The following is a 23,187-nucleotide window of genomic DNA, read 5'->3' as shown; positions in this document are numbered from 1 at the left end:
CGTGTCGAGTTCGCCGCAGCACACGGGTCGGTTGGACCCGCCGTCGGTGCCGTCCGGGCAGGTGGTGTTGCAGCCACCGCCGGAGACCCAGCCCTCGGACGGGATCAGCGGTCTGCTGGCCAACCTGATTCCGATGCTCGGGTCGGTGGGGTCGATCGTGTTCGTGGCGATGAACCAACCGGGTGTGCGCGGAATGATCACGGCGGGCATGTTCCTGTTCGCCTCGTTGGGATTCGTCGCGGTGAACGGCTGGCGGCAGCGGTCGCAACACCAGGCACAGGTGGTCGGCGCACGCCGGGAGTACCTGGCCTATCTCTCCGATCTGCGGAACTCGGTGCGCCGCGCCGCCTCCGCGCAGCGTCGGGCCGCCGAGTGGAATGCCCCGGATCCGCGCGCCCTGGCCGCGGTGGCGGAGGAACGCACCCGGGTGTGGGAGCGGCGACCGGCACACGAGGACTTCATGCGGGCACGGATCGGGGTGGGTCCGCAACCGCTGTGTGTGGATCTGGAGGCACCGGAGACCCCGCCGCTGGCGCAGCTCGACCCGGTGGCGGCCTCGGCGGCGCACCGGTTCCTGGTCACGCACCGGGTGCAACAGGGCGTGCCGCTGACCGTGGAGGCGGCGGGCGCGGCCCGGATCGAGATCACTGGTGCCGAGGGGGAGTCCCGGGCGCTCGCGCGGGCGCTGATCACGCAGCTCGCGACCTTCCACAGCCCGGAGGACCTGCAGATCGCGGTGGTCGCCTCGGCGGCGGCCCTGCCCGAGTGGGACTGGGTGAAGTGGCTCCCGCATGCGCACTCCGCACGGTCCCGTGATGCGGTGGGCGCGGCCCGAATGCTCGGCACCGAGTTGGCCGATGTGGAGTCGCTGCTCCCCGAGGACCTGTCCGATCGGCCCCGGTTCGGGCTGGCGGGTGAGGCGGTGCTGCCCCATGTGGTGATCGTCGTCGACGGTGGGCACATCCCGGTCGGCAACAGCATCGTCACCCCGGACGGCGTGCAGGGCGTGACCGTGCTGGAGCTGCCGGAGCGCTGGGACGAGCTGTCGGTGCCCAGCACGCTCCGGTTGACGGTGGGGGCGGCGGTGACCGGGCCCGACGCGGTGACCCGTGCCCCGGTGGACGTGCTGCGTCTGGGCAGTGCGCCGGTGCGGGTGGAGGGCGACCAGCTGTCGGTGGCTGATGCCGAGGCGACGGCACGGCGGTTGCTGCCGCTGTACGTGGCGGCCGGTCCGGAGCGCTCGGATGAGGAAGTCTCCTCCGAGCTGACCGACCTGCTGGGGCTGGGGGACATCCGCGACCTCGACCTGCGCCAGGCGTGGAAGCCGCGTCTGGCCCGTGACCGGCTGCGGGTGCCGATCGGTGTCACGACGCAGGGCCAACCGATCGCTCTGGACATCAAGGAGTCGGCGCAGCAGGGCATGGGCCCGCACGGGCTGATTATCGGTGCGACCGGGTCCGGTAAGTCGGAGGTGCTGCGGACGCTGGTGCTGGCGCTGGCGTTGACTCACTCGTCGGAGGACCTGAACTTTGTCCTGGTCGACTTCAAGGGTGGTGCGACCTTCGCCGGGATGGCGGATATGCCGCATGTCTCGGCGATCATCACCAACCTCGGTGAGGAGCTGACCCTGGTCGACCGGATGCAGGACGCGCTCCAGGGGGAGATGGTGCGCCGTCAAGAACTGCTGCGGTCGGCCGGCAACTTCGCGAATGTCTCCGACTATGAGAAGGCGCGTAAGGACGGTCGCACGGATCTGGCCCCGCTGCCGGCGCTGCTGATCGTCGCCGACGAGTTCTCCGAGCTGCTGACCGCCAAGCCGGAGTTCGTGGACCTGTTCCTCACCATCGGACGGCTGGGTCGATCGCTGCAGATGCACCTGTTGATGTCCTCGCAGCGCCTGGAGGAGGGCAAACTGCGCGGGTTGGAGTCGCACCTGTCCTACCGGATCGGTCTGCGCACGTTCTCCGCGGCGGAGTCGCGCACGGTGCTCGGTGTGCCGGACGCCTACGAGCTGCCGCCGGTGCCGGGTATGGGCTATCTCAAGCCGGACACGACCACGATGATCCAGTTCCGTGCCGCCTATGTCTCCGGTCCGCCGAAGACCCGCCGCCGGGCCGCTGGTGTCACGACTGAGGGTGGCCGGGCGGGTCTGACCCGGTTGGAGAGCTTCACTGCGGCACCGGTGCTGGCGTCCATCGACGCTGAGGTGCCCGCCACTGCTCAGGTGGTGCCGGGCGAGCCGGAGGAGACCCGGGCCACCTTCGACATCGCGGTGCAGAAGATGAAGGGTCAGGGTCCAGCCGCGCACCAGGTGTGGTTGCCCCCGCTGGTTGAGCCGAAGACGCTCGACGAGTTGATGCCGGATCTGACCGTGGACCCGCAGCTCGGGCTGGTCTCTCCGGGGTGGCGGGCCGCGGGTGCGCTGACCTTCCCGCTCGGCATCGTGGACCGGCCGTTGGAGCAGCGCCGGGAGAACCTGACCGTCTCCTTGGACGGGGCAGCCGGGCACATGGCGGTGGTCGGTGCTCCGCGGACCGGGAAGAGCACGGTGCTGCGCTCGGTGCTGACCGGTCTGGCGTTGACCCGGACTCCACTGGAGGTGCAGTTCTACGTCCTCGACTTCGGTGGGGGCACCTTCGCGCCGCTGAGTGGGTTGGCCCATGTGGCCGGGGTCGCTGCGCGGTCCGAGCCGGAGGTGGTCCGCCGGATGGTCGCCGAGGTCGAGCAGATCGTGGACGAGCGCGAACGGTACTTCCGTGCGCATGGCATCGACTCGATCGAGACCTACCGGGACCGCCGGGCACACGGTCAGGTGGACGACGGCTACGGCGACATCTTCCTGCTGGTGGACGGGTGGTCGACCATCCGGCAGGAATTCGACGAGTTGGAGCAGCGAATCCAGGCGCTGGCCGGTCGCGGACTGACCTTCGGTATGCACCTGGTGGTCTCGACTGCGCGGTGGATGGATTTCCGGACCCAGATCAAGGACCTGTTCGGCACCCGGTTGGAGTTGCGGCTCGGTGACCCGATGGACTCCGAGTTCGACCGGAAGATCGCCGGGAACGTGCCCAAGGGCCGTCCGGGCCGTGGCCTGGTGGCGACCAAACACCATGTGCTGACCAACCTGCCGCGGATCGATGGCGACTGCGATCCGGGCACGCTGGGCAGCGGTGTGGCCGACCTGATCGAGAAGGTGAACGGTTCTTGGCAGGGACCGCTCGGCCCCAAACTGCGGCTGCTGCCGGAGGAGATCCGGTTGGACGCGCTGGTGGCGACCCCGGGCCTCGACCCCGGGCGCGCGGTGCTGGGCGTGGACGAGTCGAAGCTTGCCCCGGTGGGCTTGGACTTCCGCGCCGAGTCGCATCTGTATGCCTTCGGCGACGGTGGCTCCGGCAAGTCCAACCTGCTGCGGGTGGTCGCGGCCGAGGTGCAGCGGATGTACACCCCCAAGGAGGCGCAGATCTTCGCGGTGGACTTCCGGCGCTCGCTGCTGGGCGAGATCCCGGAGGAGTACCTGGCCGGGTACTTCACCACCCAGGAGCAGGCAGCGGGGGAGCTCGGCGGGTTGGCCGAGTACCTGCGCAACCGGCTGCCGGGCCCGGATGTGACTCCGGAGCAGCTGCGGGCACGGTCCTGGTGGACCGGTGCGGAGGTGTTCCTGCTGGTGGACGACTACGACCTGGTCGCCACCGCCACCGGCAACCCGGTGGCGGCGCTCGCCCCGCTGCTGGCCCAGGCCTCCGACGTCGGACTGCACCTGGTGCTGACCCGTCGTTCAGGTGGTGCCAGCCGGGCGATGTACGAGCCGGTGCTCCAGGGGCTGCGCGACCTGGCCGCTCCGGGCCTGGTGCTCTCCGGCAGCCCGGACGAGGGGCAGCTGATCGGGGCGGCGCGTCCGCATCCGGCGGTGCCCGGTCGGGCGCAGCTGGTCACCCGGGACGAGGGCCTGCAAGTGGTGCAGCTCGCCTGGACCCCGCCGGCGCTCTGAGCGTCGGCGGGGCGCACCGCCCGCGGTCAGTTCGAGGTGAAGCGGTGCAGGAAGTCGCGGGTGCGCTGCTCGCGCGGCTCGACCAGCACCTGCTCCGGTGGGCCCTGCTCCAGGATCCGACCCTGGTGCAGGAAGCACACCTGGTCGGCCACGTGCCGGGCGAAGCTCATCTCATGGGTGGCCAGCACCATGGTGGTGCCGTCCTCCTTCAGCTCGCCGAGCAGGTCCAGCACCTCGCCGACCAATTCCGGGTCCAGTGCGCTGGTGACCTCGTCCAGGAGCATGAGCGCGGGCTGACCCACCAGGGCGCGGGCAATGGCCACCCGCTGCTGCTGTCCACCGGAGAGCTCGTCGGGGAAGGCCGTGGCCTTGGCGGACAGCCCGACCCGGTCCAGCATCGCCGCGGCGCGCTCGCGAGCCTCGCCCCGGTCGAGTTTGTGCACCAGCCGTGGGGCCAGGGCGACGTTGTCCAGCACTCGCAGGTGCGGGAACAGGTTGTAGGACTGGAAGACCATGCCGATCCGCGCCCGGATCGCGTTCGCGTCCGCGCGGGGGTCGGTGATCTCCTGCCCGGCGACGGTGATCACGCCGTCGTCGACCTCTTCCAGCAGGTTGATGCAGCGCAGCAGCGTCGACTTCCCGGAGCCGGAGGAACCGATCAGCACCACGACCTGGTGCTCGTGCACGTCCAGGGACAGGTCGTCCAGGACCACGTGGTCACCGAAGGCCTTGCGCACCCGGTCGATCTGCAGCAGGGGCTCGCTCGTCGCGGTCATCGCATGGCCCCCGCCCCGCTCAGCCCGCTTTGCGAGCCCAGCCAGCCGCCGCGCTTGGCCAGTGCGTCGGTGAACCGGGTCAGCGGGATGGTCAGCAGCACGAACAGGATGCCCGCCACCACGTAGGGCGTGAAGTTCGCGTACTCGGCGGTCTTCATCTGGGCGGCCCGCACCGCGTCGATGGCACCCAGAATCGAGATCAGACCGGAGTCCTTGGACAGTGACACCAGGTCGTTCAGCAGCGGCGGGATCACCCGGCGCACCGCTTGCGGCAGCACCACATGGCGCAGGGTCTGCCCCCGGGTGAGTCCCAGCGACCGTGCCGAGGCGATCTGCGACGGGTGCACGGACTCGATGCCCGCGCGGAACACCTCGGCGACATAGGCCGAGTAGGTCAGCACCAGCGCGATCCCGCCGAGCACTACCGCCGAGGTCGGGATGCCCTGCAGGCGCAGGCCGGGCAGTCCGAAGCCGACCAGCAGCAGCACCAGGATCAGCGGCAGGCCGCGGAACACGTCGACATAGCCGGTGGCCAGTGCCCGCAGCGGGAAGAACGCGGGCCCGCGCAGGGTCCGGGCCAGGGCGAGCAGCATGGCGAGCACCACGATGATGACGGCGCACACCACCATCACGCGCACGTTCAGCCAGAGGCCTTCCAGCACTTTGGGCAGCGAGTCCCAGGCCACATGCGGGTCCAGGAACGACTTCTTGACCCGCGGCCACCCGGGCGAGCTGACCAGGGCCAGCACCGCCACCCCGACCACCAGCACGGTGCTGACGATGGCCACCAGCACCGAGCGTCGGGCCCGGCCACGGCGGTAGGCGTCACGGTCACGCTGACGCGCCGACGGCGTCCAGGCGGTCTCGGCCCGGACGCCGTCGGCGTGCTGATCTGCGGTGCTCATCACTTCAGGACCGGGGCACCTGCGGCGTCGGTCAGCCACTCGTCCTGCAGGTCGGCGAGGGTGCCGTCCTCACGTAGGGCGTCCACCGCCTCCGACACCGGCTCGGTCAGCGCCGAGTCCTTGTCCAGCACCAGGCCGAGCTGGTCCGGGTCGTCACCGGCCGGCAGCTGCCCGACCAGCACCCCACCGTCCAGCTCCGCGGCGGTGATGTAGAGCGCGGTCGGCAGGTCGACGACGATCGCGTCCACCAGGCCGGAGGTCAGCGCCTGCTTGACCTGGTCATTGTCGTTGAAGACCTGGATGTCGGTGGACGGCTGGATCGAGTCCTCCGCCACCTGCAGGCTGGTGGTCCCGACCATCGCGCCGAGCTTCACGTCCTTGAGGTCGGCCAGGCTCGCGGCATCCGCTGCCGGGCTGCCCTCGACGGTCACCACGGCCTGGGCGGTGTCGTAGTACGAGGTGGAGAAGTCCAGGTTCTCCGCGCGCTCCGCGCTGATCGACACCTGGTTGATCGCGAAGTCGAAGCTCTTGGCACCCGGCGCGATGATCTGGTCGAAGGTCACCGGGACCCACTCGACCTGGTCCGCGTCGTAACCCAACTGCTCCGCGACCGCATAGGCGACCGCCGCCTCGTAGCCCTCGCCGCTGCTCGGGTCGTTGCCCACCACCCAGGGCTCGTAAGCCGGGTCGGAGGTGCCGATGGTCAGCACGCCGTCGGTCAGCGTGCTCAGGCTGCCGTCGGTGGCCGTGGTCGCGTCGTCGGTGGTCTCGTCGGTCGGCGCACACGCCGCGAGCGCCAGCGCGCTCGCAGCGGCCAGGGCCAGAATGCGGGTGGTACGCACGATGTCTCCTCAGGGGGAAGTGTTCGGTGTCGCGCGCGGGTCAGCGCCCGCGCGCGAGCACAGGGTAGGGGAACCTCCGATGCAGGTGCGGCGTTGTCTCGAAGGACGAGGCATCCGCCGAGGAAGGACGACCATGGGTCACCGGCACTACAACGGGTTGAAGACCGCGCTGCTGTTCGGCGTGCTCTGGGCGGTGCTGCTTGGCATCGGGGCGTTGATCGCCGGTGGCCGGTACATCTGGATCTTCACGGTGCTCGGCCTGGTGACCACCGCGTACTCGTACTGGAACTCGGACAAGATCGCGATCCGGTCGATGCGCGCCCGCCCGGTGTCGGAGATCGAGCAGCCCGCGATGTACCGGATCGTGCGCGAGCTCTCCACCGAGGCCCGTCAGCCGATGCCTCGGCTCTACGTCTCGCCTACGGCGGCACCCAACGCCTTCGCCACCGGTCGTAACCCGCGCAACGCGGCGGTCTGCTGTACCGAGGGCATCCTGCAGATCCTGGACGAGCGTGAGCTGCGCGGCGTTCTGGGCCACGAGCTGATGCACGTCTACAACCGGGACATCCTCACGTCCTCGATCGCGGCTGCGGTGGCCGGTGTCATCACGTCCATCGCCCAGTTCGCCCTGATCTTCGGTGGCGGGAACAGTCGGGAGCGCGGGGGTAACCCGCTGGCGGGCATCCTGATGGCCCTGCTGGCGCCCTTCGCGGCCACGCTCATCCAGCTCGCGATCAGCCGGACCCGGGAGTACGACGCGGATGAGGACGGCGCGAAGCTGACCGGCGATCCGATGGCCCTGGCCTCGGCGCTGCGCAAGCTGGAGGCGGGCACTCAGGCGCGCCCACTGCCGCAGGAGCGCGAACTGGTGGACGTCTCACACCTGATGATCGCGAACCCGTTCAAGGGCGCCGGGGTGGGCAAGCTCTTCGCCACCCACCCGCCGATGGCCGACCGGATCGCCCGATTGCAGCGGATGGCGGGGGAGCAGGGCGGGATCACCCGGTACTGATGCTCGCGGCTTGTCGGCGACCGTCAGTACCGGGTGATCGGCGGTGGTCAGCGGTAGTTAACGAACTGCAGTGCCGCGTCGATGTCGTCGGCACCCTTGAGCAGCGCGATCACGGTCTGCAGGTCGTCGCGGCTCTTGGCGGACACCCGGACCTCGTCACCCTGGATCACGCCCTTGACGCCCTTGGGGCCCTCGTCGCGGATCAGCTTGGTGACCTGCTTGGCGATCTCCGAGGACAGACCCTCCTTGATCGACGCCTCCAGGCGGTACTCCTTGCCGGAGGGCTTCGGCTCACCGTCGCCGGTGTCCAGGGACTTCAGGGAGATGCCGCGCTTGATCAGCTTGGTCTGGAACACGTCCAGCACCGCCAGCACCCGCTCGGCGGAGTTCGCGACCATGAGGATCTTCTCCCCGCTCCACGCGACGGAGGCACCGACCCCCTTGAAGTCGTAGCGCTGGGCGATCTCCTTGGCGGCCTGGTTCAGCGCGTTGTCGACCTCCTGCCGATCCACCTTGCTGACGACGTCGAACGACGAGTCGCTGGCCATGACTTCCTCCTGCGAGACGGGGTTGGTGCGGGCTCCGGGCGATGCAGCACGTGGACGGATGTCACGAGCGGCCCCGAACCCTTGCTATCCTTCCATCCGCACGCTGGTCGCGAGACCGGTGCGCCACCCTTGGCGGGTTACCCGAGCGGCCAAAGGGGGCTGACTGTAAATCAGCTGGCTATGCCTACGGGGGTTCGAATCCCTCACCCGCCACCCTCGACAGGGCGTCCTCCACACGGAGGGCGCCCTGTTCTGGTCTCCGGTGCGGGTCGTGGCCGGTGATCATGCGGGTCCCACGCTCGATTTCACTCCGGGGCCACGAGCCGTGTACTGTTTCTCGCGCTGCCCCGATAGCTCAGTCGGCAGAGCGTCTCCATGGTAAGGAGAAGGTCAAGGGTTCGATTCCCTTTCGGGGCTCTGTGATGTGACACGGGCCAGGACCAGATGGTCCTGGCCCGTGACTCATCCCTGGCGGGGTAGCTCAGTTGGTCAGAGCGCACGACTCATAATCGTGAGGTCGCGGGTTCAAGCCCCGCTCCCGCTACCACGTACGAACCAGCGCGTCGGCCGGCGCGCGATCAGGCAGAACACGGCGCCACTGGCGCGAAGGGTGGCACGAACATGGCCAGCAAGAGCTCGGACGTCCGTCCGAAGATCACGCTCGCATGCACCGAGTGCAAGGAGCGGAACTACATCACCAAGAAGAACCGTCGGAACGACCCCGACCGTCTGGAGATGAAGAAGTTCTGCCCGCGCGACGGCCGTCACACGCTGCACCGCGAGACCCGCTGACCCAGCGGATCGACCGTGGCCGTCAACTCGGAGTTCGCCGGGCGGGTGTACCCGCCGAACGAGCCCTATGAGGTCGGCCGTGTGAAGCTCCGCGAGTTCGCGGAGGCCGTGGGAGCAGAACATCCCGCGCATGTCGATCCCGCCGCCGCTCAGGCGCTGGGTCACCCGGACGTGATCGCCCCACCCACCTTCGCGGTGGTGGTGGCGCAGCGGGCCGAGGCTCAGCTGATCCAGGACCCGGCGGCCGGGATCGACTTCAGCCGTGTCGTCCACGCTGACGAGCGGTTCGTGCACCACCGTCCGATCCACGCCGGTGACCGGCTGGTGACGGTGCTGCACGTCGACGCGATCACCGAGCGTGCCGGATTGTCGATGGTGACCACCCGGTGCGAGATCGCCGCCGAGGACGGCCAGCCCGTGGCCTCGGTGACCTCCACCCTCGCGATCCGCGGGGAGGATTCCTGATGACCCGTCCGGTGTTCGCAGAGCTGTCGGTCGGCCAGGAGGTCGCCCGCCGCACGCTGACCGTTGATCGGTCCCGGCTGGTGCGCTACGCCGGTGCCAGCGGCGACTTCAACCCGATCCACTGGAACGAGCGCTTCGCCACCGAGGTCGGACTGCCCGGAGTGATCGCTCACGGCATGTGGACCATGGGTGCAGCCTCCTCAGTGGTCGCCGACTGGGTGGGCGACCCGGGGGCGATCGTCGACTACCAGACTCGCTTCGCCCGTCCGGTCCCGGTGCCCGATCCTGGCCATGCCGAGGTCGAGGTGGTCGCGGCGGTCGGGGCGCTGGACGCCGACGCCGGCACCGCGCGGATCGATCTGACGGTTACCTGTGACGGTGCCCGGGTCCTGGCCAAGTGCCAGGCCGTGGTCCGGTTGGGCTGAGTCCGACCAGCTCTCGCTCGACCGTCCGCTGGTCTCAGGGGATCGGTGCCAGGCCGGTTGTCGTCCCGACCCGCAACGCGACGGGTAGCACCGCGTCCTCTGGTTGGCCCCCGGCCAGCAGCTGTTGCACCGCGCGTCCGACCACGGCCCCCTTCTCCGCGATCGGTTGCACCACGGTGGTGAGCACATCCGGGGTGAGCCAGGGCAGGTCCAGCCCGTCGAACCCGGCCACGGACACGTCCTCCGGTACGCGCAGGCCCAGTTCCCGCGCGCCGATGACGACCCCGGAGGCCAGCAGATCGGATTGCGCGACGATGGCGGTGGGTCGGTTCTCGGGTGGTCCGGACAGCAGCGCATGGGCGGCGGCGGTGCCGTGTTCGACCAGGGAGGCCGGTGTCTCGAAGACCGCCGTCGGCTGCACGCCCGCGTCGGTCAGTCCGGCGAGGCGGCGCTCGGCGATTTTCCACTGGATCTGGCCGATCCGCCCGGCGTCGGCGACCGCGGAGCGCCGGTCCGGGCCGAAGGGCAGGGTGACGGTGGCGATCCGGCGGTGTCCGAGCTCGACCAGGTGTCGGGTGACCTCGGCCACGCCGTGCCGGTCGTCGATGCCGATGGTGAGGATGCCGTCCAGCTCATGGCCCTCAACCACCACGGCGGGGATACCGCGCCGCCGCAGGGCTTGCAGCGTCGGGTCCTCGGTGGTGCCACCCCAGATCATCACTGCCACATCCATGGCGGCGGATTCGATCAGCGGGTCGACGGCGGGTTCGTTCACATCGGTGGGCCCGGGGATCAGGAGCACGCCGAGTCCGGCCGGGGCGATGGTGTCGACCAGTCCGTCCAGCAGCTGCACGGACACCGGGTCGCGGAACGCGCGTTTGAGCGCATCCCCGACCACCACGCCGACGATGCCGGAGCGACCAGAACGCAGTTGGCGGCCCAGCGGATTCGGTCCGGAGTAGTCCAGCTCGGCGGCGGCGTCCAACACGCGCTGCTTGGTGCTGTCGGCGATGGGGCCCGCGCCGGAGAAGGCCAGTGAGGCGGTGGAGACGGAGACCCCGGCTCGGGAGGCGACGTCGGCGAGGGTGGGGCGGGACACCGAATCTCCTTGCCGGTCGGCGACGGGTGGGGCGGCGAGGCCGTTCCGGCCGGTGATCACGGGGATCGATGTTGACGCCGCTGTCAGCGTACCCGCACACTGGTCGCACCCCTCATATCGATTCGACCGTTGGTCGCCGCCGTGTCCTCGAATCGATTCGACCCCCGCCCGTTGGAGACCTGCCGTGAGCCGCCCGCAGCGCCCCGTCCGTGGGGTCCCCCGCCCGCGCCCGCCCCGTGCCGCCGCCGATCCCGTGGTGGCCCGTGCGCGCTGGCTGCTGCTGGGGCTGTTCATGCTCACCGGGCTGATGTTCTCCTCCTGGCTGGCCCGAATCCCTGCAGTGCGCACCGCCCTCGGAATGAGCGAAGCCGAGCTCGGCGGCATCCTGATCGCGGGTTCGGTCGGATCGTTGGCCACGGTGTCGTTGGCCGGATGGATGGTCACCAGGTTCGGCGGTCGGACGGTGCTGTACCTGTCCACCGTGGCGTTCTCGGCGGCCTATGTGCTGATCGGGCTCGGACCCACGGTGCACTCGGTCCCGGTGCTCGCGGTGGGGATCTTCCTGTCCGGAGCCGCCTTTGCGCTGGGCAATGTGCCGCTGAACGTCGAGACCGCGGCGGTGGAACGGCGACTGGGCCGCACGGTGCTACCGCAGTTCCACGCGGCCTTCTCCATCGGATCGGTGGTCGGCTCCGGGATCGGTGCCCTCGCCGCGCACGGACAGGTGCCGCTCCTGGTGCAGTTCGTGGTGACCGCGGCGGTCGGGGCGATCTGGCGCGTGCTGTCGATCCCCGGCGCGGTGCTCGACTCCCTGCCACCGGACCCGCAGCAGCGCGCGCTAGCCAAAGCCGCCCGGATGGAGACCGCCACCGCGCCGGGGCGAGCCGGGTTGCTCAGCCGCACGCTGCGGCTGCGTGGGGTGCGATCCACCGCACGGCCCGGATCGGCGCTGCATGCCTGGCGTGAACCCCGCACCCTGCTGATCGGGGTGGTCATCATGTCTGCCGCCCTGTCCGAGGGCTCTGCGAACGACTGGCTGGCGTTGGCGGTGGTCGACGGCTTCGAGCAGACCGAGGCCATCGGTGCGGCGATGTTCGGTGTGTTCGTGGGGGCGATGACCGCGGTTCGGCTGCTCGGCACCGCGTTGATCGACCGTTACGGGCGGGTGTTGGTGCTGCGGGTCTCCGGTGTGGTGTCGCTGCTCGGGCTGCTGTTGTTCGGCTTCGCGCCGAGTCTGCCGCTCGCCGCAGTGGGGATCATCGCCTGGGGCTTCGGGGCCGCATTGACCGTGCCCATCGGCATCGCGGCTGCCTCGGACGACCCCTTGCGCGCCGCCGCCCGGGTGTCCGTGGTGTCCTCGTTCAGCTCCACCGCCTCGCTGGCCGCCCCGCCGCTGCTCGGTCTGGCCGCTGAGGCGATGGGTGCCCGCCATGCGCTGCTGCTGATCACGGTGTCGATGGTGACCAGCGTGCTGTTGGCGCGGGTGGTCGCTCGCCAGGAACAGCCCACACCTGCCACCCTCGAACCTGCCACCACCTGACCCCCGGAACAGACGAACAATGACAACTCACCCCCAGGTCCGCGCGGCCTCCTTTGCCGTGTTCGCCGTCTTCGTGCTCAACGGCGCGAACTTCTCCAGCTGGGCCGCCCGGTTGCCCGCCGTCCGGGACGGGCTCGGGCTGCAACCCGCCCAGATGGGCCTGCTGCTGCTGGTCGGCTCGCTGGGCTCCATCGTGGCGCTGCCGCTGTCCGGGCTGATCGTGACCCGACTGGGCGCGGCGCGGACGGTGATGGGCTTCGCAGTGCTCAACGCCTGCGGTTACCTGCTCGCGGCCACCGGTGTCGGTCTGGGCCAGGTGCCGATGGTCGCGGTGGCCCTGGTGCTGTGCGGCATCGGTACCGGGGTGTGGGACGCGTCGATGAACCTGGAGGGCGCGCTGGTTGAGCAGAAGCTCGGTCGCACCGTGATGCCGCGGTACCACGCCGGGTTCTCGGTCGGCACGGTGGCGGCGGCCGGGATCGCCGCGGTGGCCGCCGGTGCGAAGGTGCCGGTGTGGGTCCACCTGCCGGTCGTGGTCGTCCTGACCACCGTCGGGGTGGCGTTCGCGGTCCGCAGGTTCCTGCCCTCCGGCCACGCCGAGGCACAGGCCGTGGATCATGACGGACCCCGGCAGTCGGTGTTCGCCGCCTGGCTGGAGCCGCGCACCCTGCTGATCGGTCTGGTGATCCTGGCCGCGGCGCTGACCGAGGGCGCGGGCAACGACTGGCTGAGCCTGGCGGTGGTGGACGGCTTCAGCCAGAGCGACACGGTGGGGGCCGTCGCCTTCGGGATCTTCGTGGCGGCCATGACCGCGATGCGGTTCCTCGGGACGGCGCTGTTGGACCGGTTCGGTCGGGTGGCGGTGCTGCGGATCTGCGCGGGACTGGCCCTGGTCGGATTGCTGATCTTCGGCCTGGTGCCCCGCGACATGCTCTGGCTGGCCGTGATCGGCGCGGTGCTGTGGGGGATGGGTGCCGCGTTGGGCTTCCCGGTCGGGATGAGCGCCGCCTCCGACGACCCGCTGCGTGCCGCTGCCCGGGTGTCGGTGGTCTCCACCATCGGGTACACCGCATTCCTGGCCGGTCCGCCGCTGCTCGGTCTGCTCGCCGACCATGTCGGTTACCGGCACGCACTGTTGGTGATCGCGGTGCCGATCGTGATCGGTTTGGCGGTGGTGAAGGTCGCCGCGCCGCCCGTCTCGCACACGCCGGTCGGGTCGGCGCCGGTGAAGCCGCCTACCGTAGAGCCATGACTGTCACCACCCGCAGCGCCGACCTCGCCGACCTCACCACCCTCGGGGTGGGTGGACCGGTGCAGCAGCTGGTCGAGACCGACACCGAGCAGGAGTTCATCGACGCGATCCGTGCGGCAGACGCCGACGGCGCTCCGCTGCTGGTGCTCGGTGGTGGCTCCAACCTGCTGGTCGACGACGAGGGATTCGACGGTGTGGTGGTGCGGGACATCCGCCAGGGCTTCACCGTGCCGGACCACTCCGCCTGCGCCGGGGTCACGCTGACCGTGCCGGCCGGGACCCGCTGGGACGATGTGGTCGAGCACTGCGCCGGTGTGCGACTCAAGGGCATCGAGGCACTCTCGGGCATCCCGGGGTCCACTGGTGCCACGCCGGTGCAGAACGTCGGTGCCTACGGCCAGGAGGTCTCCGAGACCATCGCCATGGTGCGGGTGTGGGACCGGGAACGTTCGCGGGTGCGCACCCTGCCGCTGGTCGACCTGAAGTTCGGCTACCGGACTTCGCTGCTCAAGCAGTCGATGCTCAGCGCCCCGGACGACCCCGCCGCCCCCTGGTACCCGACGCCGCGGTACGTGGTGCTGGACGTGACCTTCCAGCTGCGGGTGGCGCAGCTCTCCGAGCCGATCCGCTACGCCGAGCTGGCCCGCACCCTGGACATCGCGGTGGGGGAGCGTGCTCCACTGCCGGAGGTCCGGGCGGCGGTTCTGGGTCTGCGCGCGGGCAAGGGCATGGTGCTGGACCCGAGCGACCCGGACACCCGGTCGGCGGGATCGTTCTTCACCAACCCGGTGCTGAGCGAGGGCGAGGCCGCGGCCCTGCCGGAGGACGCACCGCGGTTCCACGCCGGGGACGGGCTGGTGAAGACCAGCGCCGCCTGGCTGATTGAGCAGTCCGGCTTCGGCAAGGGCTATGGCCTGCCTGGCCCGGCGGCACTGTCCACCAAGCACACCCTGGCGTTGACCAACCGGGGCGGGGCGACCGCCGGTGACCTGCTGGCCCTCGCCCGGACCGTGCGGGACGGGGTGGCCGAGCGGTTCGGGATCGTCCTGGTGCCGGAGCCGGTCCTGGTGGGTGCCTCGCTCTGAGAGCTGGTCAGTCGGCGGGGGCGGCGATCCAGTCGTCGACCCCGGCGAGCAGCCGCGCCTTGCTGCTTTCACTGGCCCGGGAGGCGCGGATGGAGGACCGTGCCAGCTCGGCCAGCGCCGCATCGTCGAATCCGTGCACCTCCCGCGCAGTGACGTACTGGTCCACCAGCCGGCTGCCGAACAGCAGGGGGTCGTCCGCGCCGAGTGCCACCTGTGCCCCGGCCGCGACCAGCGCGCCCAACGGAACATCGGCGGCCTCCGGGTAGACCCCCAGGGAGACATTCGATGCCGGGCACACCTCCAGGGCGATCCCGGCGTCCACGATGCGGTGCAGCAGGTCCGGGTCCTCACCGGAGCGGACACCGTGGCCGAGCCGGTCCGGATGCAGGTGGTCCAGCACCTCGGCGACATGCGACGGTCCGAGCAACTCCCCGCCGTGTGGCACCGCGGCCAGACCGGCCCGGCGAGCGATGGCGAAGGCGGGCCCGAACTCGGCGGTGTCCCCCCGGCGCTCGTCATTGCTCAACCCGAAGCCGACCACCTCCCCCGGACCGTCACCGGCGTGCCGGGCGGCAAGCCGGGCCAAGGTGCGGGCGTCCATCGGATGGCGCATCCGGGAGGCCGCGACGATCACGCCCACCTCGGTGCCGGTGTCCTGCCAGGCGGCCCGTGCCTCGTCCAGCACGATCTCCAGCGCCGGGGTGATCCCGCCCACCCCCGGGGCGTAGGACGTGGGATCGACCTGGATCTCCAACCGGCCGGAGCCCTCCGCAGCATCATCCACCGCGGCCTCGCGGACGATCCGGCGCAGGTCGGCCTCGCCGCGCACACACGCCCGGGCCGCGTCGTACAACCGCTGGAACCGGAACCAGCCCCGCTCATCGGCAGGCACCCGCAGGCCCTCACCGTCCAACAGCGTCGCGGGCAGACGCAGGCCCCGGTCGACGGCCATCTCGGCCAGGGTGGACACGCGCATGGACCCGGTGAAGTGCAGGTGCAGGTGCGCCTTCGGCAGAAGGGCGAGGTCTCGCATCGAAGGATGATGCCCGATGGACCGGTCAGTCACGAACTCGCAGGCGTGCGCACCACGCCGTCCACTCCCAGCACCAGTCGGGTCGGGCCACCCTCTCGTGCCGCCACCAGCGCCTCCTGCACCCCGCGCAGCAGCACCACCTCGGTGTCCCGACCGACCGGGGACGACGGCCCCTCGATCCGCACGGTGAGGCCGGTCTCGGCGTGGAATCGCTGCACGAGCCGGTCGACGGTGTCGGTCAGCCCACCATCGTCCAGGGTGGCGGAGCCGAAGGCGGCGACGAGAGCCCGCGCCTCGGCCAGATGCGCACGGGCGACCCGCTCCAGCTCGCGGGCGGCGGCGGCACCACCGGCGGCATCCCCTGCGGACAAACGGGCCTGTCCTCCCTGCGCCAGCAGGACGATCCCGGTGAAGCCCTGCGCCAGGGTGTCATGCACCCGCTGGGCGACCCGCTCCCGCTCGGCCAGCACCCCCGCCTTGTGCTGCGCCACTGCCGACTCGGCCTGGGTGCGCTCGACCTCCGCGATCAGCTCGGCCAGCACCTCGTTCTGCTCATTCATCCGGGTGAGCCAGAACCCGAGCGCGATCGAGAATCCCAGTGCCACCAGGTACTGCCCGGCCAGCTGAGCGAGCTCGATGCCCTCCGGTCGGACCCGCCAGAGCTCGCCGCCCGCGACTCCCAGCGTCAACAGCAACGACCCCACGGTTCCGCTACGCAGCCCACGGGAGAAGTACCAGAGCTGGGCGAAGCCGAGGAACAGCAGCACCGTGCCCCCGGAGTTCAGGGCGGTGCACAGCGACACCACGACGATCAGCACACCGACATAGGCACTGGTCAGCCGACGATTCCCGCGCAGCGCACCCCGCCGGGCCAAGCCCAGATAGGCAACCGCCAGGGTCCCGAGCAGTACACCGACCGCCACCGGTTCACGGGCCTGGCTGCTCGACAGCATGGACAACGCGCTGAGCACGAGCAGCACCGCGAATCCGGCGTCCCACCCGGGCAGGGTGCGACGCCAGAACTGGTGCCTGTCGACCGGTGGGGTCATGGCCGGGGCAGCAGTCCGCGTTCGAGTGCGACCGTGACCGCCCGAGTGCGGTCGTCCACGCCGAGTTTGGCGAACAGGCGCAGCAGGTGGGTCTTGACGGTGGCCTCGGCGATGAACAGCTCGGCACCGATGGCGGCGTTGGACAGGCCCCGCGCGACGGCGGCCAGCACCTCCAGCTCCCGCGGGGTCGGACGTTCGATATCCCCACCGCGCATCTGCTGCACCAGGCGGGAGGCCACCGACGGGGACAGTGCCGTCTCACCGCGGGCCGCGCCCCGCACCCCCGCGATGAGCTGATCGCGGGGCGTGTCCTTCAACAGGTACCCGGTGGCACCGGCCTCGACCGCACGCAGGATGTCGGCATCCGTCTCGTAGGTGGTCAGCACCAGGACTCGCACCCCCGGCACCTCGGCGACGATCCGGGCGGTGGCGGCCGCGCCGTCCAGCACCGGCATCCGCAGGTCCATCAGCACCAGGTCCGGGTGGAGCGCAGCGGCGGCCTCGACCGCGGCAGCACCGTCCGGCACCTCACCGACCACCTCGATGTCGGGCTCCACCGCCAACATCCCGGCCAGCCCGGAGCGGACCACCGGATGATCATCGGCCAGCAGCACTCGGATGCGGTCCTCGGCAGTCATGCGGATCTTCCTTCCACGGGCAGGGTGGCGAGCACGCGCACCCCGGGTTCGGCACGGCTGACCTGGACCTGACCACCAGCAGCGGCGATCCGCTGGCGCATGCCGCGCAGTCCGACGCCATCGGTGGCATCGGGTGGCAGTCCACGCCCGTCGTCGACGACTTCGAGTTCGACCCGGTGGTCCCGGCTGGTCATCCGCACGGTGACATGGTCGGCGTGGGCGTGCCGTCGGACGTTGTTGAGCGCCTCCTGAGCGGTGCGGAGCAGAGCGACCTGCTGCTCCCGGCCGAGGTCGATATCGCCCTCGACCTGCACCGACACGATCAGCCCGGTCTCCTGGTGGAGGCGATCACCCACCCGGTGCAGGGCGGTGCTGAGATCGCCCTCGGTCAGTCCGGAGGGGCCGAAGGCCGCGACCAGCGAGCGGGCCTCGGCCAGATTCTCCCGGGCCACCGCCTCGATCTGCGCCAATCGCTCGGCAGCGGGCTCCACCTGGCCGTGTTCGACCTGGGCCTGCGCGGTCTGGGCCAGCATCACGACGCTGGTGAAGCCCTGGGCCAGGGTGTCGTGGATCTCCTGGGCGACCCGGCCGCGCTCCGCCAGGACCCCGGCGGCATGGTGTCGCGCCGCCAGCTCGTCCTCGGCTGCGTGGAGTCGGCGTAACAGCTCTGCCCGCTGTTCACGGGAGCGGTCGATCCGGGTCAACCACCACCCCATTGCCAGGGAGAACAGCAGACCGATGCCCAGCTGTCCGAGCAGGACCGGCAGCTCCTGCACGTTCAGGGCCTGCCCGGCGGCGATCGACACCCCGACCGCACCGGTCAGCGCCGCGCACCAGCCGATGCCGGAGCGCAGACTCGGGGTCAGCAGCCAGATCTGGGAGTAGCCCACCACCAACAGCAGGCTGCCCGGTGACGTCGACCCGGAGGCCAGCGCCACGACGACGACCAACAACGCCAGGTAGTAGCGCACCCGGCGTCGGTCCCCGGTGAGCGCACCGCGGCGGCCGACCAGGGGGTAGGCCACGATCAACCCGACCACCGCGCACAGTGCCACCACCATCACCGGGCGATGCCGGTGATCGGCGACCAACATCGACGCCGCGGACAGGCCGGTCAGGAGGTAGAACGCACTGTCCCAGCCCCGGGGAATCGCCGGGGCTGGGACAGTGGGGTCGACGGCGGTCATCGGGCTCAGTCTGATGGACTCAGCCGTCATCCCGGCGACGCCACCGGAAGGTCCGCAGCGCCACCACCAGTCCGAGCACCAGCCAGATGCCCAGCACCAGCGCGGTCATGCCGTGCTCCCAGGACCCGGCGGGCTCCAACGTGGCGGCACCATCCGGCAGGAACACCGAGCGCATCCCCTGCGCCATCCACTTCAGCGGGAAGATCGCCGCGACCTCCTGCATCCAGCCCGGCAGGTCGTAAAAGGTGAAGAACACCCCGGAGATGAACTGCAGCACCAGCACCACCGGCGTCACCACCGCGCTCGCGGACTTGCCGGAGCGGGGGATGGAGGAGAACGCCACCCCGCAGATCGCACCCGTCGCGGTGCCGAGGACGAACACCCAGGCCAGCGTGCCCCAGCGCGCCGCGGTGTCCGGCAGCGGCACGTCGAACAGCAGCGCCGCCTCGGCCAGCAGCAGCGCCAACTGCACCAGCGCGGTGGCCAGCACCTGACCGATCTTCCCCAGGAAGTACGCGGTCGGGGGCAGCGGGGTGGCGCGCAGCCGCTTGAGCCCGCCCCGGTCCCGCTCACCGGCGATGTCGATCGCCAGCGACTGGAAGGAGGTCAGCAGGATGCCGGTGGCGATCATCCCGGGCAGGAAGTACTGCGCGAAGGGCACGTCCTGTCCGACGGTGGCCCCGTTCTGGCCGAAGACCGAGGCGAAGATCGCCAGCATGATCATCGGGTAGGCGAAGATGAAGATCACCGCGTCGCGCTCCCGGCTGAAGGAGCGGATCTCGTAGCGGGTGCGCTGCCACCCCAGCCGCAGTGCCCCGGGCATCGGTCGGGTGTCCAGGGTGCTCATCGCACGGTCTCCTTCGGGCGCTGCTCGTCGATCAGGGACAGGTAGACGTCCTCGAGGGTGGGGCGGAGCACCTGAAGTCCGGGGATCTCCGTGAACCGGCTGCCCAGCTCGGCCACCACCGCGGTGGGGGTGTCGGTGCGGATCTCCCGGTGTTCACCGTCCTCGATCCAGCGCACCGCGGCTTGCCGGGCGCTGCGTCCGCCCAGGTCGGCGGGGGCACCGGTGGCCACCACGCGTCCGGCGCTGACTACCACGGCCCGGTCCGCCAACTGCTCGGCCTCGTCCAGGTAGTGCGTGGTGAGCAGGATCGTGGTGCCGTCCTCGCGCAGTCCGGCGATCAGGTCCCAGAACGAGCGGCGGGCCTCCGGGTCGAATCCGGTGGTCGGCTCGTCCAGGAACAGCAGCTCCGGCCGTCCGATGATGCCGAGGGCCACATCCAGCCGGCGACGCTGGCCGCCGGACAGGGTGCGGGCCCGGTTGCGCGCCTTCTCCCGCAGACCGACGGCGTCGATCACCTCGTCCGGGTCGCGCGGGTCCGGGTAGAAGGTGCCGAAGTGGTGCACCACCTCGGCGACGGTGGCCTCGTCCAGATCGTTGCTGGTCTGGAGCACGACACCGATACGGGACCGCCAGGCACGGTCGGCATGCCGCGGGTCATGGCCGAGCACCGCGACCTCGCCGGAGTCCCGCTGCCGGAATCCCTCCAGGATCTCCACCGTGGTGCTCTTGCCCGCACCATTAGGGCCGAGCACCGCGACGATCTCACCCCGCGCCACGTCCAGATCGAGTCCGTCGACGGCGTGCTTGTCGCCATATCGCTTGTGCAGCCCTCGTACCCGGACCGCGGGGTTGTCGCTCGTCATCGCCCCAGCATGGCCGACGTCGCTGGTCAGCCGGGACAACCGGAGGTGGGGACCTGCCGTCCACCGATCGGTGGACGGCAACGACGCAGTGGGGTCAGCGCGCCTCGGCGAGCAGTGCCTGGATGCGGCCCACACCCTCGACCAGGTCGTCGTCGCCGAGCGCGTAGGACAGCCGCAGGTAGCCCGACGGCCCGAAGGCCTCGCCCGGGACGACCGCCACCTCGACCTGCTCCAGGATCAGCGCGGCCAACTCGGCGGAGGTGGACGGCACCACCCCGCGGATGTTCCGGCCGAGCACACCCTGCACCGAGGGGTAGGCGTAGAAGGCACCCTGCGGGACCGGGATCTGCACCCCGTCGATCTCCGCGAGCATCCGCACCATGGTGCGCCGCCGCCGGTCGAAGGCCGCCCGCATGTCCTCCACTGCGGATAGGTCACCGCTGACCGCGGCCAGCGCCGCCCGCTGCGAGACATTCGCGACGTTGGAGCTCAGATGCGACTGGAGGTTGGTGGCGGCCTTGATCACGTCGGTGGGGCCGATCATCCAGCCCACCCGCCAGCCGGTCATCGCGTAGGTCTTGGCCACGCCGTTCAGCACCACCGTGGTCTCGGCCAGCTCCGGCACCGCCCGGACGATCGGCGTGGCGACCGCACCGTCGTAGACCAGGTGCTCGTAGATCTCGTCGGTGATCACCCAGATGCCGTGCTCCAGCGCCCACCGGCCGATCTGCTCGGTCTCCTCCGGGGTGTACACCGCGCCGGTGGGGTTGGAGGGGGAGACGAACAGCAGCGCCTTGGTGCGCGGGGTGCGCGCGGCCTCCAACTGCTCCACGGTCACCCGGTACCCCTGGTCCTCCCCGGCGAAGACCTCGACCGGCATGCCGCCGGCCAACCGAATCGCCTCGGGGTAGGTGGTCCAGTACGGCGCGGGTAGCAGCACCTCATCGCCCGGGTCGAGCAGGGTGGCGAAGGTTTGATACACCGCCTGCTTCCCCCCGTTGGTGACCAACACCTGGCCCGGGGAGACCTCGTAGCCGGAGTCACGCAGGGTCTTGGCCGCGATCGCCTCGCGCAGCACCGGCAGCCCAGCGGCGGGGGAATACCGGTGGTTGGCCGGGTCGTGTGCGGCACGGGCGGCTGCCTCGACGATGTAGTCCGGGGTGGGGAAGTCCGGCTCGCCCGCCCCGAAGCCGATCACCGGTCGACCCGCCGCCTTCAGTGCCTTCGCCTGGGCGTCGACCGCGAGCGTGGCGGACTCGGCGATGCCACCGATCCGGGCGGAGACCCGACGGGGCGTGGGGGTGGGAACGGAGCTGGAGGCGGCATGCTCGGTCACGCAGACCATCCTCGCAGACGCGAGTTCGTTTCTGGTGCGTGCGTCGCGTACAGTAGGCGACCGGTGGTTGACCTCCGCCATGATGAGCCGTGCCCAGCGCGGTGCATCGTGGGGCGGAACACCGCCGTAGGGCAGTGGCGCAATTGGTAGCGCACCGGTCTCCAAAACCGGCGGTTGCGAGTTCGAGTCTCGCCTGCCCTGCGCGTGTGGTCACGGCCAGCCGCTCCGTGTTCCGCGGACGGCGGAGGACCGCTGACGACCGAGATCAGGCGCCACACCGGCGTCGCAGAGACGTAGGGGAACGAACCGTGAGCGAATCGGCACCGGTGGCCGCGTCCGGCGCGGACGAGCCCGCCCGGACGAGCGGGTCCGGCGGCAAGTCCGCCAAGCCTGAGAAGCGTCGTGGGCTGTTCGCGCGGATCGCCCTCTTCATCCGTCAGGTGGTTGCCGAGCTCAAGAAGGTCGTCTGGCTGACCCGCTCGGACCTGATCACCTACACGATCGTGGTGCTGGTCTTCGTGGCCGTCGTGATGGCCTTCGTGACCGTGGTCGACCTGGGCATCGGGCAGCTGACCCGCTGGATCTTCGGCGGCTGACGCCGGATCACCCGATCTCCCGCTCTCATCTCCACATCCGCAGCAGAAAGCAGGTCAGTACGTGTCGCAGGAATCGCAGGAGCCCCAGGTGGGCGCCGCCGAATCCGAGCTCGATGACGCCCTGACGTCGGTGCAGGCCACCGAGGACGAGGCCGGCCTGGAGGCCGCTGAGGCCGTCGGTGACGAGGCGGCGGAGTCGGACGAGCTGGCCGAGGACGGCGAGCCCACGGAGGACGTCGCCGAGGTCGACGCCGACGAGGACCCCGTTGAGGCCTTCAAGGCGCAGCTGCGCTCCCAACTGGGCGACTGGTACGTCATCCACTCCTACGCCGGGTACGAGAACCGGGTGAAGGCGAACCTGGAGAACCGCACCCAGTCCCTCAACATGGAGGACTTCATCTACCAGGTGGAGGTCCCCATGGAGGAGGTCGTGGAGATCAAGAACGCGCAGCGCAAGGTCGTGCGCCGTGTCCGGATCCCCGGCTACGTCCTGGTGCGGATGGACCTGACCGACGAGTCGTGGGGTGCCGTCCGGCACACCCCGGGCGTGACCGGGTTCGTGGGTCACACCCACCAGCCGGTGCCGCTGACACTCGACGAGGTCTTCTCCATGCTGGCCCCCACCATCGAGGAGAAGGCCCCCGCGGCTGCCGCCTCGGGTGGTCAGAGCCAGTCCGGCGGCAAGGCTGCCTCCACCATCGAGGTCGACTTCACGGTCGGCGAGTCGGTCACCGTCACCGACGGTGCTTTCGACACGCTGCCGGCCACGATCTCCGAGATCAACCCCGAGAACCAGAAGCTCAAGGTTCTCGTGTCCATCTTCGGCCGGGAGACCCCGGTCGAGCTGTCGTTCAGCCAGGTCGCCAAGATCTGAGTCCCTGCTCGACGGCACTGCAACCGGGTCATCGC

Annotated in this window: 22 protein-coding genes and 4 tRNA genes; 14 read left to right on the top strand and 12 right to left on the bottom strand. The window is 70.3% G+C overall.

Annotation, left to right across the window (positions count from 1 at the left end; translation table 11 throughout):
- Position 1: 1 nt before the first annotated feature.
- Positions 2 to 3,988 carry a type VII secretion protein EccCa gene (gene eccCa / locus AB0N78_RS10365; protein WP_363389403.1) on the top strand — a complete coding sequence of 1,329 codons (3,987 nt, stop codon included), beginning with the start codon at positions 2 to 4 and terminating at the stop codon, positions 3,986 to 3,988.
- Positions 3,989 to 4,014: 26 nt separating this feature from the next.
- On the opposite strand, the gene AB0N78_RS10360 is transcribed toward eccCa, so the two are convergent.
- The 3 genes from AB0N78_RS10360 to AB0N78_RS10350 are packed head-to-tail and all read right to left on the bottom strand — an operon-like array spanning position 4,015 to position 6,511.
- Complete coding sequence (locus AB0N78_RS10360) at positions 4,015 to 4,764, bottom strand: amino acid ABC transporter ATP-binding protein (protein WP_363389400.1); 750 nt, start codon at positions 4,762 to 4,764, stop codon at positions 4,015 to 4,017.
- The gene (locus AB0N78_RS10355; protein WP_363389398.1) at positions 4,761 to 5,669 is read right to left on the bottom strand and encodes an amino acid ABC transporter permease; all 909 of its coding nucleotides are present in this window, start codon (positions 5,667 to 5,669) and stop codon (positions 4,761 to 4,763) included. The genes AB0N78_RS10360 and AB0N78_RS10355 overlap by 4 nt, the downstream gene beginning before the upstream one ends.
- Positions 5,669 to 6,511, bottom strand: coding sequence for a transporter substrate-binding domain-containing protein (locus AB0N78_RS10350; protein WP_363389395.1), 843 nt, complete (start codon positions 6,509 to 6,511; stop codon positions 5,669 to 5,671). Before AB0N78_RS10350 ends, AB0N78_RS10355 begins: the two co-directional genes overlap by 1 nt.
- Positions 6,512 to 6,644: 133 nt before the next feature.
- Between AB0N78_RS10350 and htpX the strand changes: the two genes are divergently transcribed.
- Complete coding sequence (gene htpX, locus AB0N78_RS10345) at positions 6,645 to 7,523, top strand: zinc metalloprotease HtpX (RefSeq protein WP_363389393.1); 879 nt, start codon at positions 6,645 to 6,647, stop codon at positions 7,521 to 7,523.
- 47 nt (positions 7,524 to 7,570) lie between these two features.
- On the opposite strand, the gene AB0N78_RS10340 is transcribed toward htpX, so the two are convergent.
- Complete coding sequence (locus AB0N78_RS10340) at positions 7,571 to 8,071, bottom strand: YajQ family cyclic di-GMP-binding protein (protein ID WP_363389390.1); 501 nt, start codon at positions 8,069 to 8,071, stop codon at positions 7,571 to 7,573.
- Between the two features lie 131 nt (positions 8,072 to 8,202).
- Between AB0N78_RS10340 and AB0N78_RS10335 the strand changes: the two genes are divergently transcribed.
- The 6 genes from AB0N78_RS10335 to AB0N78_RS10310 all read left to right on the top strand — a co-directional run bounded on the left by AB0N78_RS10335 (position 8,203) and on the right by AB0N78_RS10310 (position 9,753).
- Positions 8,203 to 8,284 (top strand) — tRNA-Tyr (locus tag AB0N78_RS10335).
- Positions 8,285 to 8,415: 131 nt separating this feature from the next.
- A tRNA-Thr gene (locus AB0N78_RS10330) sits at positions 8,416 to 8,488 on the top strand.
- Positions 8,489 to 8,541: 53 nt separating this feature from the next.
- Positions 8,542 to 8,618, top strand: a tRNA-Met gene (locus tag AB0N78_RS10325).
- A gap of 74 nt (positions 8,619 to 8,692) precedes the next feature.
- Entirely contained in the window at positions 8,693 to 8,863 is a 171-nt protein-coding gene (rpmG, locus tag AB0N78_RS10320; protein WP_169164420.1) for a 50S ribosomal protein L33, read from the top strand.
- Positions 8,864 to 8,878: 15 nt separating this feature from the next.
- On the top strand, positions 8,879 to 9,328 hold the full coding sequence (locus tag AB0N78_RS10315; protein WP_363389387.1) for a MaoC family dehydratase N-terminal domain-containing protein: 450 nt from the start codon (positions 8,879 to 8,881) through the stop codon (positions 9,326 to 9,328).
- A complete protein-coding gene (locus AB0N78_RS10310) occupies positions 9,328 to 9,753 on the top strand; it encodes a MaoC family dehydratase (RefSeq protein ID WP_363389384.1) in 426 nt (141 codons plus the stop codon). The genes AB0N78_RS10315 and AB0N78_RS10310 overlap by 1 nt, the downstream gene beginning before the upstream one ends.
- 34 nt (positions 9,754 to 9,787) lie before the next feature.
- On the opposite strand, the gene AB0N78_RS10305 is transcribed toward AB0N78_RS10310, so the two are convergent.
- A complete protein-coding gene (locus AB0N78_RS10305) occupies positions 9,788 to 10,852 on the bottom strand; it encodes a LacI family DNA-binding transcriptional regulator (RefSeq protein ID WP_363389382.1) in 1,065 nt (354 codons plus the stop codon).
- Between the two features lie 184 nt (positions 10,853 to 11,036).
- Between AB0N78_RS10305 and AB0N78_RS10300 the strand changes: the two genes are divergently transcribed.
- The 3 genes from AB0N78_RS10300 to AB0N78_RS10290 are packed head-to-tail and all read left to right on the top strand — an operon-like array spanning position 11,037 to position 14,729.
- Positions 11,037 to 12,392: an MFS transporter gene (locus tag AB0N78_RS10300; protein ID WP_363389379.1), complete on the top strand. Its 1,356-nt coding sequence runs from the start codon at positions 11,037 to 11,039 to the stop codon at positions 12,390 to 12,392.
- A 19-nt stretch (positions 12,393 to 12,411) separates the two neighbouring features.
- Positions 12,412 to 13,644, top strand: a complete 1,233-nt coding sequence (locus AB0N78_RS10295) for an MFS transporter (RefSeq protein WP_363389376.1) — start codon at positions 12,412 to 12,414, stop codon at positions 13,642 to 13,644.
- Positions 13,641 to 14,729, top strand: coding sequence for a UDP-N-acetylmuramate dehydrogenase (locus tag AB0N78_RS10290; protein ID WP_363389373.1), 1,089 nt, complete (start codon positions 13,641 to 13,643; stop codon positions 14,727 to 14,729). Before AB0N78_RS10295 ends, AB0N78_RS10290 begins: the two co-directional genes overlap by 4 nt.
- Before the next feature lie 7 nt (positions 14,730 to 14,736).
- Here the strand turns inward: AB0N78_RS10290 and AB0N78_RS10285 are convergent, their stop codons facing one another.
- The 7 genes from AB0N78_RS10285 to AB0N78_RS10255 form a co-directional block, all read right to left on the bottom strand.
- Entirely contained in the window at positions 14,737 to 15,762 is a 1,026-nt protein-coding gene (locus tag AB0N78_RS10285) for an adenosine deaminase (RefSeq protein ID WP_363389370.1), read from the bottom strand.
- A gap of 29 nt (positions 15,763 to 15,791) precedes the next feature.
- Positions 15,792 to 16,811 carry a histidine kinase gene (locus AB0N78_RS10280; protein ID WP_363389367.1) on the bottom strand — a complete coding sequence of 340 codons (1,020 nt, stop codon included), beginning with the start codon at positions 16,809 to 16,811 and terminating at the stop codon, positions 15,792 to 15,794.
- Positions 16,808 to 17,449, bottom strand: coding sequence for a response regulator transcription factor (locus tag AB0N78_RS10275; protein WP_363389364.1), 642 nt, complete (start codon positions 17,447 to 17,449; stop codon positions 16,808 to 16,810). Before AB0N78_RS10275 ends, AB0N78_RS10280 begins: the two co-directional genes overlap by 4 nt.
- Positions 17,446 to 18,636: a sensor histidine kinase gene (locus AB0N78_RS10270; protein WP_363389361.1), complete on the bottom strand. Its 1,191-nt coding sequence runs from the start codon at positions 18,634 to 18,636 to the stop codon at positions 17,446 to 17,448. The genes AB0N78_RS10275 and AB0N78_RS10270 overlap by 4 nt, the downstream gene beginning before the upstream one ends.
- Positions 18,637 to 18,655: 19 nt before the next feature.
- The gene (locus tag AB0N78_RS10265) at positions 18,656 to 19,483 is read right to left on the bottom strand and encodes an ABC transporter permease (RefSeq protein ID WP_363389358.1); all 828 of its coding nucleotides are present in this window, start codon (positions 19,481 to 19,483) and stop codon (positions 18,656 to 18,658) included.
- Positions 19,480 to 20,346 carry an ABC transporter ATP-binding protein gene (locus AB0N78_RS10260; RefSeq protein WP_363389356.1) on the bottom strand — a complete coding sequence of 289 codons (867 nt, stop codon included), beginning with the start codon at positions 20,344 to 20,346 and terminating at the stop codon, positions 19,480 to 19,482. The genes AB0N78_RS10265 and AB0N78_RS10260 overlap by 4 nt, the downstream gene beginning before the upstream one ends.
- 94 nt (positions 20,347 to 20,440) lie before the next feature.
- Complete coding sequence (locus AB0N78_RS10255) at positions 20,441 to 21,682, bottom strand: pyridoxal phosphate-dependent aminotransferase (RefSeq protein WP_363389353.1); 1,242 nt, start codon at positions 21,680 to 21,682, stop codon at positions 20,441 to 20,443.
- A 128-nt stretch (positions 21,683 to 21,810) separates the two neighbouring features.
- On the opposite strand from AB0N78_RS10255, the gene AB0N78_RS10250 reads away from it, so the two are divergent.
- From AB0N78_RS10250 to nusG, 3 genes are all read left to right on the top strand, one after another.
- Positions 21,811 to 21,883 (top strand) — tRNA-Trp (locus AB0N78_RS10250).
- Between the two features lie 107 nt (positions 21,884 to 21,990).
- Positions 21,991 to 22,278, top strand: coding sequence for a preprotein translocase subunit SecE (gene secE / locus AB0N78_RS10245; protein ID WP_363389349.1), 288 nt, complete (start codon positions 21,991 to 21,993; stop codon positions 22,276 to 22,278).
- 61 nt (positions 22,279 to 22,339) lie between these two features.
- Positions 22,340 to 23,152: a transcription termination/antitermination protein NusG gene (gene nusG, locus AB0N78_RS10240; protein WP_363389346.1), complete on the top strand. Its 813-nt coding sequence runs from the start codon at positions 22,340 to 22,342 to the stop codon at positions 23,150 to 23,152.
- Positions 23,153 to 23,187: the final 35 nt, after the last annotated feature.

Source organism: Cellulomonas sp. NPDC089187, from assembly GCF_040685135.1.
In the GTDB taxonomy this organism is placed as follows: Bacteria; Actinomycetota; Actinomycetes; order Actinomycetales; family Cellulomonadaceae; genus Cellulomonas.
The sequence above is the reverse complement of the archived record's forward strand: the minus strand, read 5'-3'. Positions and strand labels throughout refer to the sequence as shown.

Coding starts and splice junctions, on each gene's coding strand:
- AB0N78_RS10360 (WP_363389400.1), bottom strand. CDS start 4,764: ATGACCGCGACGAGCGAGCCCCTGCTGCAGATCGACCGGGTGCGCAAG.
- AB0N78_RS10355 (WP_363389398.1), bottom strand. CDS start 5,669: ATGAGCACCGCAGATCAGCACGCCGACGGCGTCCGGGCCGAGACCGCC.
- htpX (WP_363389393.1), top strand. CDS start 6,645: ATGGGTCACCGGCACTACAACGGGTTGAAGACCGCGCTGCTGTTCGGC.
- AB0N78_RS10340 (WP_363389390.1), bottom strand. CDS start 8,071: ATGGCCAGCGACTCGTCGTTCGACGTCGTCAGCAAGGTGGATCGGCAG.
- rpmG (WP_169164420.1), top strand. CDS start 8,693: ATGGCCAGCAAGAGCTCGGACGTCCGTCCGAAGATCACGCTCGCATGC.
- AB0N78_RS10310 (WP_363389384.1), top strand. CDS start 9,328: ATGACCCGTCCGGTGTTCGCAGAGCTGTCGGTCGGCCAGGAGGTCGCC.
- AB0N78_RS10295 (WP_363389376.1), top strand. CDS start 12,412: ATGACAACTCACCCCCAGGTCCGCGCGGCCTCCTTTGCCGTGTTCGCC.
- AB0N78_RS10290 (WP_363389373.1), top strand. CDS start 13,641: ATGACTGTCACCACCCGCAGCGCCGACCTCGCCGACCTCACCACCCTC.
- AB0N78_RS10285 (WP_363389370.1), bottom strand. CDS start 15,762: ATGCGAGACCTCGCCCTTCTGCCGAAGGCGCACCTGCACCTGCACTTC.
- AB0N78_RS10280 (WP_363389367.1), bottom strand. CDS start 16,811: ATGACCCCACCGGTCGACAGGCACCAGTTCTGGCGTCGCACCCTGCCC.
- AB0N78_RS10275 (WP_363389364.1), bottom strand. CDS start 17,449: ATGACTGCCGAGGACCGCATCCGAGTGCTGCTGGCCGATGATCATCCG.
- AB0N78_RS10270 (WP_363389361.1), bottom strand. CDS start 18,636: ATGACCGCCGTCGACCCCACTGTCCCAGCCCCGGCGATTCCCCGGGGC.
- AB0N78_RS10265 (WP_363389358.1), bottom strand. CDS start 19,483: ATGAGCACCCTGGACACCCGACCGATGCCCGGGGCACTGCGGCTGGGG.
- AB0N78_RS10260 (WP_363389356.1), bottom strand. CDS start 20,346: ATGACGAGCGACAACCCCGCGGTCCGGGTACGAGGGCTGCACAAGCGA.